At 66.8% G+C, this 12,338-nt stretch carries 12 protein-coding genes, 1 tRNA gene and 1 pseudogene; 6 read left to right on the top strand and 8 right to left on the bottom strand.

The window, feature by feature from the left end; translation table 11 throughout:
* Positions 1-49 precede the first annotated feature (49 nt).
* Entirely contained in the window at positions 50-433 is a 384-nt protein-coding gene (locus tag Psi02_RS02175) for a hypothetical protein (RefSeq protein ID WP_203971195.1), read from the top strand.
* 105 nt (positions 434-538) lie between these two features.
* On the opposite strand, the gene Psi02_RS02170 is transcribed toward Psi02_RS02175, so the two are convergent.
* From Psi02_RS02170 to Psi02_RS02155, 4 genes are all read right to left on the bottom strand, one after another.
* Positions 539-1,141, bottom strand: coding sequence for a hypothetical protein (locus tag Psi02_RS02170; protein ID WP_203971193.1), 603 nt, complete (start codon positions 1,139-1,141; stop codon positions 539-541).
* 497 nt (positions 1,142-1,638) lie between these two features.
* Entirely contained in the window at positions 1,639-2,481 is an 843-nt protein-coding gene (locus tag Psi02_RS02165; RefSeq protein WP_203971191.1) for a hypothetical protein, read from the bottom strand.
* Positions 2,482-2,605: 124 nt separating this feature from the next.
* Positions 2,606-3,085 carry a hypothetical protein gene (locus Psi02_RS02160; protein WP_203971189.1) on the bottom strand — a complete coding sequence of 160 codons (480 nt, stop codon included), beginning with the start codon at positions 3,083-3,085 and terminating at the stop codon, positions 2,606-2,608.
* 730 nt (positions 3,086-3,815) lie between these two features.
* Positions 3,816-4,160: a hypothetical protein gene (locus Psi02_RS02155; RefSeq protein ID WP_203971187.1), complete on the bottom strand. Its 345-nt coding sequence runs from the start codon at positions 4,158-4,160 to the stop codon at positions 3,816-3,818.
* Positions 4,161-4,246: 86 nt separating this feature from the next.
* Between Psi02_RS02155 and Psi02_RS39890 the strand changes: the two are divergent.
* The 3 genes and pseudogenes from Psi02_RS39890 to Psi02_RS02140 form a co-directional block, all read left to right on the top strand.
* Positions 4,247-4,476: pseudogene (locus Psi02_RS39890) on the top strand (transposase); the annotation flags it as partial.
* Between the two features lie 183 nt (positions 4,477-4,659).
* Complete coding sequence (locus tag Psi02_RS02145; RefSeq protein WP_203971185.1) at positions 4,660-5,163, top strand: SigE family RNA polymerase sigma factor; 504 nt, start codon at positions 4,660-4,662, stop codon at positions 5,161-5,163.
* Positions 5,150-6,598: a hypothetical protein gene (locus Psi02_RS02140; protein WP_203971183.1), complete on the top strand. Its 1,449-nt coding sequence runs from the start codon at positions 5,150-5,152 to the stop codon at positions 6,596-6,598. Before Psi02_RS02145 ends, Psi02_RS02140 begins: the two co-directional genes overlap by 14 nt.
* 414 nt (positions 6,599-7,012) lie before the next feature.
* Here Psi02_RS02140 and Psi02_RS02135 read toward each other — a convergent pair.
* Positions 7,013-7,089, bottom strand: a tRNA-Ile gene (locus Psi02_RS02135).
* Positions 7,090-7,480: 391 nt separating this feature from the next.
* On the opposite strand from Psi02_RS02135, the gene Psi02_RS02130 reads away from it, so the two are divergent.
* Positions 7,481-8,578 (top strand): substrate-binding domain-containing protein, encoded by a 1,098-nt coding sequence (locus Psi02_RS02130; RefSeq protein WP_239094532.1) that lies wholly within the window; start codon positions 7,481-7,483, stop codon positions 8,576-8,578.
* Positions 8,579-8,639: 61 nt separating this feature from the next.
* Here the strand turns inward: Psi02_RS02130 and Psi02_RS02125 are convergent, their stop codons facing one another.
* From Psi02_RS02125 to Psi02_RS02115, 3 genes are read right to left on the bottom strand one after another with little or no spacing between them, the layout of a single operon-like run.
* The gene (locus Psi02_RS02125; RefSeq protein WP_203951077.1) at positions 8,640-9,059 is read right to left on the bottom strand and encodes a nitroreductase/quinone reductase family protein; all 420 of its coding nucleotides are present in this window, start codon (positions 9,057-9,059) and stop codon (positions 8,640-8,642) included.
* Positions 9,060-9,110: 51 nt separating this feature from the next.
* On the bottom strand, positions 9,111-9,938 hold the full coding sequence (locus Psi02_RS02120; RefSeq protein WP_203971179.1) for a patatin-like phospholipase family protein: 828 nt from the start codon (positions 9,936-9,938) through the stop codon (positions 9,111-9,113).
* A gap of 41 nt (positions 9,939-9,979) precedes the next feature.
* Positions 9,980-11,305, bottom strand: a complete 1,326-nt coding sequence (locus Psi02_RS02115; RefSeq protein WP_203971177.1) for a transaminase — start codon at positions 11,303-11,305, stop codon at positions 9,980-9,982.
* Positions 11,306-11,887: 582 nt separating this feature from the next.
* Here Psi02_RS02115 and Psi02_RS02110 point away from each other — a divergent pair.
* Positions 11,888-12,316, top strand: coding sequence for a TIGR02611 family protein (locus tag Psi02_RS02110; RefSeq protein ID WP_203971175.1), 429 nt, complete (start codon positions 11,888-11,890; stop codon positions 12,314-12,316).
* Positions 12,317-12,338 lie beyond the last annotated feature (22 nt).

Below are 12,338 nucleotides of genomic sequence, written 5' to 3'. Positions count from 1 at the left end.
CGGAGCCGGAGAGCTCCCGCCGGAGGCCGGCCTTGTTACCTTCTCTCCCATGGCTACAGGGGCGCGCGCATGGAATCAGCGCGGCGATGCGGTAGAGGACCCGAACTCGGAAGATATCCGTGCACTGTTGTTCGGTCTTACAGGGACCAATCGGTTCGCCATCGTGGAGCGGCTTGACGTTGAGAATGATCAGCACTACATGCAGGCCTATCTTCGGGACGATGGGACTTACTGGTTGGAGTATCGGGAGGGCGATGCCGATGCTCACTTCCAGACGTCCAGTCGGAACCTTGGGCTGATGTGCCAGGCGTTCACGATGTGGTTGTACCGGTTGCCAGGTTGGCGGGAGCCGTTCGACTGGCACCGTTGGTCTGATGAGTCGGCTCTCGAGCATTCGGACAGCGAGGCACTTGACGGAGAGCCGACGGGTTAGCGGGTTCGGACGGCTGGTGAGTGACCGGGTGGCCCGAGCTGCTCGCGGCGGGGACCGGCAGGCATCCCGACGCACGGAAGCCCCACGGAGGCGCCTTGTGGCGGTTCAGTGTCGGCTCCAGATGCGGTGGGTCTCAAGTGCGTCAGAGAATTCTTGGGCTACCTGGGGTGAGCTGGCGGAAAAGAATCCGCGTTCCAGGATCGCCGCGGGTGCCGGCCCCCTGATCCAGTTGTCCAGGAGCACGAACCACTCGGTGTCATGGGCGACGCTGACGGTGAAGTCGTGCATGAACCACGCCATGTGACGAGCCGCCGCCTCCGTGCTGTTCGACTCCCACTCGGCCAGGTACGGAGCCAGGTCCAGCTCCAGACTGTCACCGATGATTTCGATCAACGTCATGACGTCGACGTCACGCGGATAGCCGTTGAGGGTGTGTCGCCACCACGAGCTGACGGTGGCGATGACGGCTTCTTGCTCGATCTTTCTCCACCTTCGCCACCTGACACCGACTCGCAGCATCAAAGAAGAGGCGTGAAGGGCGCCGAACTCTTCGATGATGAGCAGATCCAGCAGCCGGGGCAGATAGTGCTTGAACTCCTCGATGTCTCCCCATGTGAACAGGCCATTCCAGACGTATGGCTCCAGCGCGGACGCGCTAAGCATCCGAAGCGGTGCGGCACGCGCCGCGCGAACCAGCTCAGCCGGCACGCAGTGGTCACACACGTCGGCCTTGGCTGGAAGCGGATACCGAGAGAAGGCCGCGTAGAGAGCGTCCAACGCGCGGTCGGGATCAGACGACGTGTCCATGCTCGGATGCTATTGCGCGACCGCTGGGGCGCCGGAGCTGATTTCCGCTCGTCGAGTGGAGCGGTAGGCATCGCCGTGCGCGGGCGCGAAACGGGTCAGCAGGTACACGATGGGTACGGGCGGCCCGAGTTGCCGGCGGTCGGGACCGGCCTCCAGACCGCATGCCCGGCCGCCGTGCGGGCGTAGGGCCGTGAGGCGGCGCGGAGCGCCGCCCTTGACCGGGTGAAGCTGCGTCGCCCCAAGGCGAATGGCGAGATAGATCGAGGTTCTGTCGTCAACCCGGCTCAGGCTCGGGAACTCCTGGTCGCGGTCACGTACTGCGGTCGGACGCGGGGGCCGGATGCTCGCATCCATGTTCGCGGCGATTGCAAGGGCTGCCGGGAGAGAACTGGGGGTTGCTATGAATTGCAGGCTTCAATCTGCTCCGGCACTGAGAAGTCCGCAGCGCAACTCGGGCAGGTCGCACGCCCAAACAGATAGGTCAGATGTTCAGCGGCCGCTGATTGGCCGGCGTTGACGGCCAGGCGATACAGCCGGGAGGCCGGCTGCTGGAGGTCGGCGGGCGCCGCCGGGCGGACACCGGTCAGCGTCGGCCCTTTGAAGTTGAGCTTGCGCAGGCTCTCATGTGGATCGCGACGACGAGTGCCAGGAGGGGCGTGGTAGAAGTCGATCTCCAGGCACTCTGAGCACGACGGGCAGATCGCGTCGTGGAGATCGGGGAGCAAGCAGTGGCTCCACACCGGTACCCCCTCGAAGGCCAGGAGGTCCTCCAGCGGATAGAGATAGTCGCGTTCGCTGCCGTCGAACGGTTCCGCCGTCATGTAGTGCTGGGTCATCCGGCGCAGGTCTTCGATCGCTGCCGGGTAGTGCTCACGGCAATATCCCGGTTGATGGAGGTGCTCCTCCCCGACGACGATACGGCTAGCCAAGGAAATCGCGCGCCGGGAATCGCCCGGCCTACGACCGGTGGCGATGTCCGCCAGAACAGGCAGAGCGGCAAAGCTCGCCGGGTAAACCGTTCCCTGATGGCAGAGACAAGACCACAGTTCATCCCACGCTTCGACAGCCAATTCCGGATCCGCGGCCTCTTCAAAGAGTCGTGGGACGTCGGTTGCGGCACCATACGCGTGCTCGAGATGTAACCAATCCGTGGACATGTCCACGATCATCCCAGCCGCATCTGACAGACGCCCGAGTAACTGTTGATCGAACAACTTCGGCACGGGGAGGATGAACCGCATTGTCAGCTTGGGAATTGTAGGGAACATGCCTTGTGGAGGCACTGACCTGCGGCTGGGGTCGGTCGCGAGTGACCGTGAGTGCCCTCGTCTTACCGGGGCTAATGGCACGCTAATGACACGACGATCAGGGGAGACGCGGCCAGAGCTCCAACCATTGATCAAGCTGCGTTCTCAGCGGTTCGCCGGTCACACGGTCGGCGATCGTCCTCATTGACCCGAGCAGGTTCTTGCAGGTGCGCAGAGCCAGGATTTCGACTCTGGGTCGGGTGGCCCAATCAGTGCTCCACGCTTGGGCCTCCAGCAAGGCCAGCGGTAGTGCTGCCAGAACATCCGCGCCGAGCACATCGGGATCCCACAGGGGATCTCCGTCCGACGGAAGCTCTCTGATCAGCAAGGCACGGAGGTTGAACCGTACGGCGTCCGCATCCTGCTTGGGATAGCCGGCCTTCTCCGCGCTGTCCAGTGCGAAGAAGGCCAGGCGGGCGAACACCCGTCGGCCTTCTCCTTGCTCGGGGAGTTGGGCATGGAGTTGGTTGAGCTGATAGGCGGCTATCCAGTGGTTGCGTACGTCGCCGGCCGCAGCCAAGCCGTCTCCGTCTGCCATCCTCATTCAGCGTCGACCTACCGAGTCGACACGAGCGCGTTCGTGGCTCCGCTCATTCAGATGACCTCTCAGACACTCCCGATGGGCGACGATGGCATGACTGCCGGGGCCGTCGGCGCTCCTGACATCCATGACCACCCCATCGCCACCTGGGCTCAAGATTGTGGGAGTGCCGCAGAAGTCGCACGGCCACTGAAAGCTGTCTAGGTCCCGGGCGCGTATGGTCAACCGCACCCATGCCGGTGGATGCCAGCGGCGGATCTCCTGAACCACCGCGTCAATCTCCGACCCGACAGCGGGATACTCCCCTAACCAAGCGCGGCTTTCGCCGGAAGGACTGTCGATCGATGCGCCGTCGATTGACGCGCCGATGTCCTCATGGCCGATGATCGTCGCGATGACTCCCCACGGGTGCTGATCAGTCACCCGGACTCGGACGTGTTGACCAGGGACGAGGTCAGCTCCAGCGGCGTCGAATCGTTGCACGGGTTCATTCTTCCGCGCGCTCGCGCGAGGTTCGCCCGACTGATCATCCGTCTGCCGCCCGACCCGCCCGAAGGTGGACCCGACAGCCATGGTCTGCTCGGCTTGTGCCGGGTCGATGGCGGGTGGGCTGATCAGGCTCCGACCTCAGCCGTCTACGGGCCAGATGGTGACGAGCGGGCGATCATCCCGGAGCCGGCGTGCCCCCGCCGGAGACTGTGTGGTGGCCCGTACGTATGACGTGTGTCTATTTCCATAGGTAGTCGTAGCGTGGTGCGGCTGGGCTGATGAAGACCTCGCCGTTGCGGACCTGCCATTCGGATTGACCGTCTACCTCGTGGAAGGCGAAGAAGAGGCCGCAGACACGATCGTTGTCTTCGTCAGTGGCAGGAAGAGAGCTGATTCGCCGGATCTGATCGAGGACGTCGTCGACGGCAATTGCGCGCACAGCTCGGGCGTAGCAAGCCGCGTCGAGCCAGCCGCCTTCGGGGAAGGTCCAGCCTTCGGAGTTTCCTTCGCGAATGATGCGTTCCGCTTCCGACCGTTGCCCGTTGAACTCCAGCCAGCCGCGTATGTAGACCCAGGTGCCCATGACGCCATGATGACGGCTGTCGCGATCAGAAAGTTGGTGAGCCTGGCTGGGATGATGGCGCGCATTTGGGCTGCGGCCGAAGCTGCCGCCGCATCGACGTCGTCGGCATTTTCCCCGACCGGGAAGCCGTCATCCCACTCGTCGGCGCCGTCCTGCCGAGCAGACCAATGAATGGACTGAAGCCCGCCGCTACATGGGCCTGGACGTCCTGGCCAAAGCCCGGCTGCGAGTGGTCCCGGGAGACACACTGAAGCAGCAACAGCTACATAGGGCACTTCCTTGTGCACGACGCCAGGTTCGTCCGCCGCCATGCTGACGATCAGCCGTGGTTGCACGCTTTCAGTGAGACCACCACCAGATCGAGATCCTCGACCTGTGCGCGCGCCTCCACGAGGAGCAGGGCTGCACGCTGGTCGCCGTGCTCGTCGGGATCGCGCAAACCGGCGGACAACCTTTCTCTCCGATCACGCGTATATGAGGGCATGACCCGAGGAGCTTTATGACCCCGACCGCCGAGGGGTTCGCCGACTTCGTGGCGGCCAGGGCCACAGCCCTGTTGCGTACGGCATATCTGACCTGCGGATCGGCGGCCGACGCGGAAGACGTGCTGCAGAGCGCGCTCGAACGGGCCTACCGCAACTGGCACCGGCTGCACCGCGACTCCGACCCCGAACCGTACGTGCGACGGATCATCGTCAACCTGGCCATTAACCGGGCCCGCCGCCGCGCGATCCTGCGGCTGATTCCCATGCACACCCCGCCGGACACGCCTGTGCCGGGTGCAGACATCGAGCTGCGCCAGGTGCTGCTCGACGCGCTCCGCGCGCTGCCGCCCCGCCAGCGCGCGGTGATGGTGCTCCGGTACTGGGAGGACATGACCGAGGCGCAGACGGCCCTGATCCTCGGGTGCTCGGTCGGGACGGTCAAGAGCCAGGCATCCAAGGCCCTGGCGCGGCTCCGCATGCTGCTGGACCGGGAGGTGGTCACGAATGTCGAGGCTTGAGAACGAGCTGCGCGCGGCCATGGCGGAGGAAACCGCCATATTGCGGGCCGCGCCCGATCTGGCCGACCGGGTCGTACGGCTCTCGCGCCGCCGCAAGTCCCGCCGCCTGAAGCTGGTGGCCGCCGCTGCCGCCGTCGTCGTCGCGGCGGGAGCCGTACCGGCCTTCGTGACACTGTCGCGAACCGACCGGTCTGTTTCTGACAGGGTCGTCGCGGAGGTTGATGGGGTCGAGGTGCACTATTTGCCCGCCGACATGGGCGAGCCGGAACGGGTGTCGCTGGAGGAGCGCGACCGCGGGGACACGATCCGCCTCTGGGGCGAAGGGCTGAGGTGGTCGGCGGGAGACCGGTTCATCCAGGTGTCCGTTTACCGGCCCAAGAACAAGATCACCGATGTTATGGACATCTGGTCGCTGAACGTGCTGCGTGACGTGGACGAGTCGACGGCCCGCCAGGGCTTCGCCTCCACCACCGACCGTACCGACCGGATATGGGTCGCCCAGCCGGGCGTCTTGCTGAGGGTCATCACCTCGGTGTCGATGAAGGGTGAGCTGGACCGCATCGCCAAGGGACTGCGCGTGAGCCGGTCCTCCTCGAGCACGCGGCCCGCCGCCGCACCATCCCGCCGCGCCGATGATCCCCGCTCGTTCGGAGGTGTACGGCTGGGCCACCTGCCGGACGGCTTCACGACCGAACAGGGGAATGCGTCCATGATCACCGACGGTATCGGCCGGTGGTTCAACCGCGGCGGCGGGAGCCTGTCGGTGGTGGTCGTCTGGGGCGACATAGCGCACGACCTTGACAGCTTTCGCGAGGTCACGGCGTGGCCGACGGACGAGCGGCTTGTCAAGGTGCGTGAGACCGAGGTGCGCGAGATCGCCATGCGGGGGACGCCCGCGCTTGAGGGGCGGGTCTTGTCGACGAACGGGTTCGGGGACAAGGGCCGGATGCTCCTCTGGGTGATCCGGCCGGGTCTGGGCGTACGGATATGGGCGTCACCGGATCTCGTGGACACCATGCCGGAGATCGCCCGCGGCATCGCCCCCATCGCGCCGCTGAAGGGAAACGCGGTCGACGAGGTGCGGGTGCCCTACGTACCCGAGGGGCTCCGCCTGGGCGCGGCGCGTTCGTCGACGGGCCCCGACTGGGTCATGACGGCCCGGCGCTGGCGTTCGCCCGACGATCCGGCGCGTCAAGTGTCTGTGGAGGTGTATCACGGAACCGCCGTCGGAAATCGGGACTGGGCAGGCGGCGTCGCCGGCGTCGACGCGGAGCCGGACGTCATCGGCGGAGTCGAAGGCATGGTGTGGAGGTCGGCGCGGGAACAGAGGTTCGCCTGGCGGGAGGACACGGGCCTGGGCGTCGCCGTCACCGTTTCGGCGGGTTCGCAACCCGAGCTGGCCCAGGTGGTCGAGGGCATTCACGCGGGGGGCTGACGGCCGTCTTCGGCCTGGTAGGCGGGAACATGGACGTAATCGACCGGGCCCCCAGTCCGCGGGACTTTGGTGAGCCCAGTGCTCGTGAGTCTCGGCGAACGACCGTCTGCCGAGACCGCGGGTCCGTTCTGTTTGGTGCTGCGGCCCGGCGGGATCGCGCCTCCGTATGAGGCGTTAAAACCCGGCCGACAGGACCCCGGGTGATCTCTCGGGGTCCTTCAGCGTATGGGCGCGGAATTTACCGAACGAGGCGCCGAAACCGCCGTACTCACCTGGGCAAATGGCCCCATGGGCATTCCGCGTATGTTCCGCGATCACTGGCATACGGCTGCTTTCGGCGGCCCTCGGCTGCATGCCAGCGAAACCACGATCAAGAGAGAAACCACAGCTCAGGCGGCGAATCCCTGATCAAACTGGTAGGGCGGGTGGGACTTGAACCCACGACCCACGGATTATGAGTCCGATGCTCTGACCGGCTGAGCTACCGCCCCGCAGTGAAGGAGTCTCTCACAACTTAGTCCGTGTGTGGATCGTCCCAACGGAGGAGTCGTGCTGATCGTTATCAGCCCGAGGCGACGTCGAGGCCTGTGAAGACATACGGACTCGGAGTCGTACGGCAATCGGGCGGGAGATCGCCGGGAGCCGGACCCCGGACCGGTGGCCACCGGGCTCCCGTCCACTCTGACGCCCACTCATCATGGCGATCCCCGGGATTTCCCCTGCCTCTGGCCGCCCCGATGCCGGGATTCCGCCGCGACTCGGGTGATCAGCGCCAAGAACAGCCCAGCGTGCGGCCCGCACGAGGTATACGCGGGCATCATGCGGCAAATGCTCGGGTACGGCCTGGGTTGATGGCTCTTGCGGCTACCTGGGGGTTTTGCTGTGGGGAGACAGGGTTTTCGCTTCGCGGTGGCCGGCGTCTTCCTCATCTCCCTCATCGGCCTCGCGGCATGTGGTGCGCCACGGCCGCTCGGCGCGGTCGGCACAGTCCGCGAAGGCTTCAGAATCGGCCTGTTGCTTCCGGAGAAGGGCGACAGCCGCTACGACAAGTACGACCGGCCGTACATCACCAAGGCCCTGGCCGCCCTGTGCCCCCGATGTGAGGTCGTCTACGCCAACGCCGAGCGCGACCACAGCCGGCAGGAACGGCAGATGGACGCGATGTTGTCCGAGGGGATCAAGGTGTTCATCCTCGGCGCCGTGGACGTGAAGGCGATCGCGTCGGCCGTCGCCAGGGCCAAGTTCCACGGAGCCAAGGTCGTCGCGTACGACCGGCTGGCGAACGGGCCGATCGACGGCTACGTCTCCTACGACGACCGCCAGATCGGCCGGATGCAGGGCCAGGCGCTGCTCGAGGCGATCAGGGCCGGAGGCGATCTCCGGCGCGGTCCGATCGTGATGATCAACGGGTCGCCGTCCGACCGGGCCGCGGCCGACGTCAAGGCGGGCGCGCACGCGGTCCTGGACGGCCAGGTGACCATCGGCAGGGAGTACGACATCCCGTCCCGCAGTCCGGAGACGGCCGCCGCGGCCGCCGCGAACGCATTCACCGTCCTTGGCGCGCAGAAGGTCGTCGGTGTCTACGTGGCCGACGACCGCATGGCGGCCGGGGTGGCCGCGATCATGGTGCGTGCCCGTCTGAGTCCCGGAACCCCGCTGACCGGCGAGGGCGCCGAGGTCTCGGCCATCCAGCGCATCCTGAACGGTGCTCAGACGATGACCGTGTACAAGCCCGTCGCGCCGGAGGCCGGCAACGCGGCCCGGCTCGCCGTCGACCTCGGCTCAGGCCGGATCGTGTACGGCACGGCCACAGTGGTCAACGGGACCACGGTGGCGATTCCGGCGATGATCACGCCCCCGGTCGTGGTCACGAGCGCCAACGTCATCGCGACCGTGGTCAGGGACGGGCTGCTGGCTCCCGGCGAAGTCGTCCGCCGTCCCGCCGGGCCCGCGAGGCCGTCCGTGAGCGTCACGCGTTGAGCGAGCCGTCCGGCTCCTCTTCCGGGGAATCGGGCGCGTCGGCCGGGCGCTACTCAACGGATCAGATCTCCGGAATCCGCTCCAGGGTGATCACGGGGATCTCGCGTGGTGCGGCCGACTTCTCGTGATCGGAGAAGAAGGAGTAGTCCCGCTTGGCGGCCGTCCAGAGGCGTTCCCGTTCCGCGCCCGACGTGGCCGTGGCGATCGCGATGTACACCTCCGGCCCGATCTCGACGGTGACCTTGGGCTCGGCGAGGAGGTTGTGATACCAGTCCGTGTGGGCGGCGCCGCCCGCGTTGGAGGCGAACACCACGAGCGTGTCGCCGTCCCGCATGTACATCATCGGGGTGGTGTGCGGTTTGCCGGTCCTGCGGCCGCGCGTGGTCAGCAGCAGGATCGGCCGCCCCTCGAAGGGCCCGCCGCCCTCATGGGCGCGAAAGTCGTCGATCGTCTTCCGGTTGATCTCACGGATGTCGTCCATGAGGGCATACTGACCTGAATTCCTGCCACCATGTGTCAGGCACGGCCTGCTTTATGCGTTCCACACCGCCGCGACGGACTCGGCGAGCGCGTCGGTCTGGGCCACCCCCGCCTTGTACGCCGGACCCCACAGGGCCGGGTCGAGGACGTTCTCGCCGAACACGGCCATCGTCGCCTCGTCCGGCCGGATCACCAGAGTCGAGGCCGTGCCGACGGCGAGCAACTCAGCCTCCAGCGTGGCGTGGGGAGACATGTGGCCCAGTGGCTCCAGCACCACCACGGGGTCGGCTCCTGAGGCCAGGTCCGCGGACGTGGGGGAACGCACTCCGCCGTCGATGTAGCGCTCACCCGCGATCTCGACGGGCGGGTAGACCATGGGGACCGCGCAACTGGACGCCACGGCGAGCACCAGCGGGACGCCGGAGTCCTTGTCCCAGACGACGAACTCGCCGGTCGCGGCGTTCACGGAGGTGATCAGGAGCTCGCGGTCGGGCCACTCCTTGATCGGGAGCCGGTCGCCGATCCTCTCGATCCGGGCCGTGGCCGGTCCGGTGGGAGCCGCGAGGGCCATCTGCCCCACCCTGCGCCGCGCCTCCTGAGGCTCGAGGTTCGGGTCGAACAGGATGCCGAAGGCCTCCATGACGGCCTCGGAGGCCACCGTCTGGACCGGGCCGGTGTCGGTGGACATCTGGTGGGTGACGGCGGCCTCGAGGTCGGCGCCCGTGGCGATGAGCGTGCCCGTGACCGAGCCCGCGGAGGTCCCGATGATCCGGTCGGCCGTACCGAGGTCGATTCCACGCTCGCGCAGGCCCGCGACGATCCCGGCTTCCCAGGCGATCCCGGCGACTCCTCCGCCGCCGAGCACCAATGCACTAGTCATATCCCGATTATGTGGGACGTGATCGCCGAAAGCAGGGGGGCTCAACCTGTGAGTTCTCTGACGGCCGCCGTGAACAGTTCGGTGTGCAGGTCGACGTCCTCGGTGGTGGTCGACGGGCACATCAGGGCCATGTTGTGGAACGGCGTCATCAGCACACCCCGGTTGTGCATGAAGAGGTGGAAGTAGTCGTCCAGATCGTCGTCCGACAGCGCCGCGGACTCGCCCCCGTTCGCCGGGGTGCCGAAACGGTATTCCGTACGGGCTCCGAGCTGGGTGATCGACCACGGCAGGCCCTCGATCGCCTTGGCCACGCCGCCGGTGAAGCGGGACGCCAGCGTGGTCATGTACGCGAAGGCGTCGTCCGTGAGCACCTCCTCGAGGGTGGCGCGCGCGGCGGCGATCGACAGGGCGTTGCCCGCGAGCGTGCCGCCGACCCCGCCCACGTCGACGAGGTCGGCCCCCTCCTCGGCGAGGATCCGGTCGGCCACCTCCCGCGTGACGCCGTACGCGCCGATCGGGACGCCGCCGGCGATCGCCTTGCCGATGGTCACGATGTCCGGGTCGAGGTCCCACGCCCGGGTGCACCCTCCGGGTCCGGCCGAGAAGGTGTGGGTCTCGTCGTTGATCAGCAGCGTCCCGTGCCGGCGGGTCAGTTCCCGTACGGCGGGCAGGAACCCGGGGGCCGGCAGCACGATGCCGATGTTGGTCAGCGCGGGCTCCATCAGCACGCAGGCGACGTCGCCGTGGGAGAGCTCCCGCTCCAGTGCCTCCAGGTCGTTGAACTCGACCACCCGGGTGGTCTCCGCGGGGTCGACGGGAGGACCGACGTTGCCGGGGCGGGGCAGGGTGCCGTCCGGGCCGAGGGTGACCACGGTCTCGTCGACGGTGCCGTGGTAGCAGTAGTTGAACACCAGGATCTTCGGCCTGCGGGTGATCTGGCGCGCCAGGCGGATGGCCCACCGGTTGGCGTCGGTCGCGGTCAGGCTGAAGCTCCACAGGCCGACCTTGAACCGGCGGGTCAGCTCCGCACCGACCCACTCCGCGTCCTCGCTCGGGAGCATGGCGGTGAACCCCAGACGGTTCCGGACGGCACGCATGACGGGTTCGGGGGAGTGACCGGCCATCGCGCCGGTGTCGCCGAGGCAGAAGTCGACGTACTCGAAGCCGTCGATGTCGCGGACGCGCGCGCCGCGTGCCTCGTCGAGGTAGGCGGGGAACCGCCCGGCGGCCTTGTTCATCCAGGTCATCGGCACGCGACCGAGAAGGGAGCCGGCACTGTCGTAGGCCGCACGGCTACGCGGCAGTCGCGCTTCGTAGTTCCGGCGCTCGCGTTCGAGCAGGGCGTGGAGGCGTGTCCGGTCGAGCATGTAAGGCATGCTGCCTCACCCGAATCCGACAAATCCACCCCTCTCCCCAACCTTTGCGCACCCCCTCCGCCGTGATCATGCACAGGTTCGCATGCGGCCCGTCTGACGTGCCCAACCCCCGCGCGTGATCATGCACAGGTTCGGAGAAGTGGGCCCTGGCCTGGTCCAACCTGTGTCGTGATCATGCACAAGTTCGGGGACGGCCCGGCTGACCTGCGCATTCGATATTCGTGATCATGCAGCCAGGTCGTTGTGGAGTACCTGGCGGGGAATGAACGTGTGAGACGTGGACGCCCGATGTGCTCCTCGTGCATGATCACGACTGTTGTACGCCCAGGTCGGGTGAGTGATCCACGAACTTGCGCATGATCACGGCGGGAATCGGTGCAGGTCGGAGCCCGTTTCGCCGAATCTGTGCATGATCACGATGGGGGATCGCGCAGGTCGGGGCCCGCTTCTCCGAACCTGTGCATGATCACGCGAAGGGGTTGGGCACGTCAGACGGGCCGCACCCGAACCTGTGCATGATCACGCGCAGGGGGTGGGGGTGGTCATTATTCTTATTTGTGGGGGGTGGGCCGTATGGCGACGACCGAGGAGCACGGCGACACGGGGAAGGTCGTTCTGACGGAGGAGATGGGCTTTCTCGATCGTATTCGTGCCACTCCGGCGGGCCGGCTGACGCTCAAGATCGTCGTAGGGGTGCTCGGCACGGCCATCATCGTCACCGGGCTCATCATGGTGCCGTTCCCCGGACCGGGCTGGCTCGTGGTCTTCGCGGGCCTCGCCGTGCTGGCCACGGAGTTCGCCTGGGCGTCGAGGCTGCTGCAGATCGCCAAGGAGAAGGTGATGGCGGCCACCGACTGGCTGAAGCGGCAGAACTGGGTCGTCCGCATCGTGGTAGGGGCGCTGACCCTGCTCGTGGCGGCCGCCATCGTGTGGGCGACGGTCAAGTTCACCCTGGGGATCGATCTGATCGAGAAGGCGCGCGAGCTCCTCGGGCGAGGGTGAGAACGAAGGCGAGGGCGAGAGT

This window comes from Planotetraspora silvatica, from assembly GCF_016863315.1.
Classification (GTDB): Bacteria; Actinomycetota; Actinomycetes; order Streptosporangiales; family Streptosporangiaceae; genus Planotetraspora; species Planotetraspora silvatica.
Note: the sequence above shows the minus strand (reverse complement) of the source record. Positions and strands in the feature narration are given on the sequence as shown.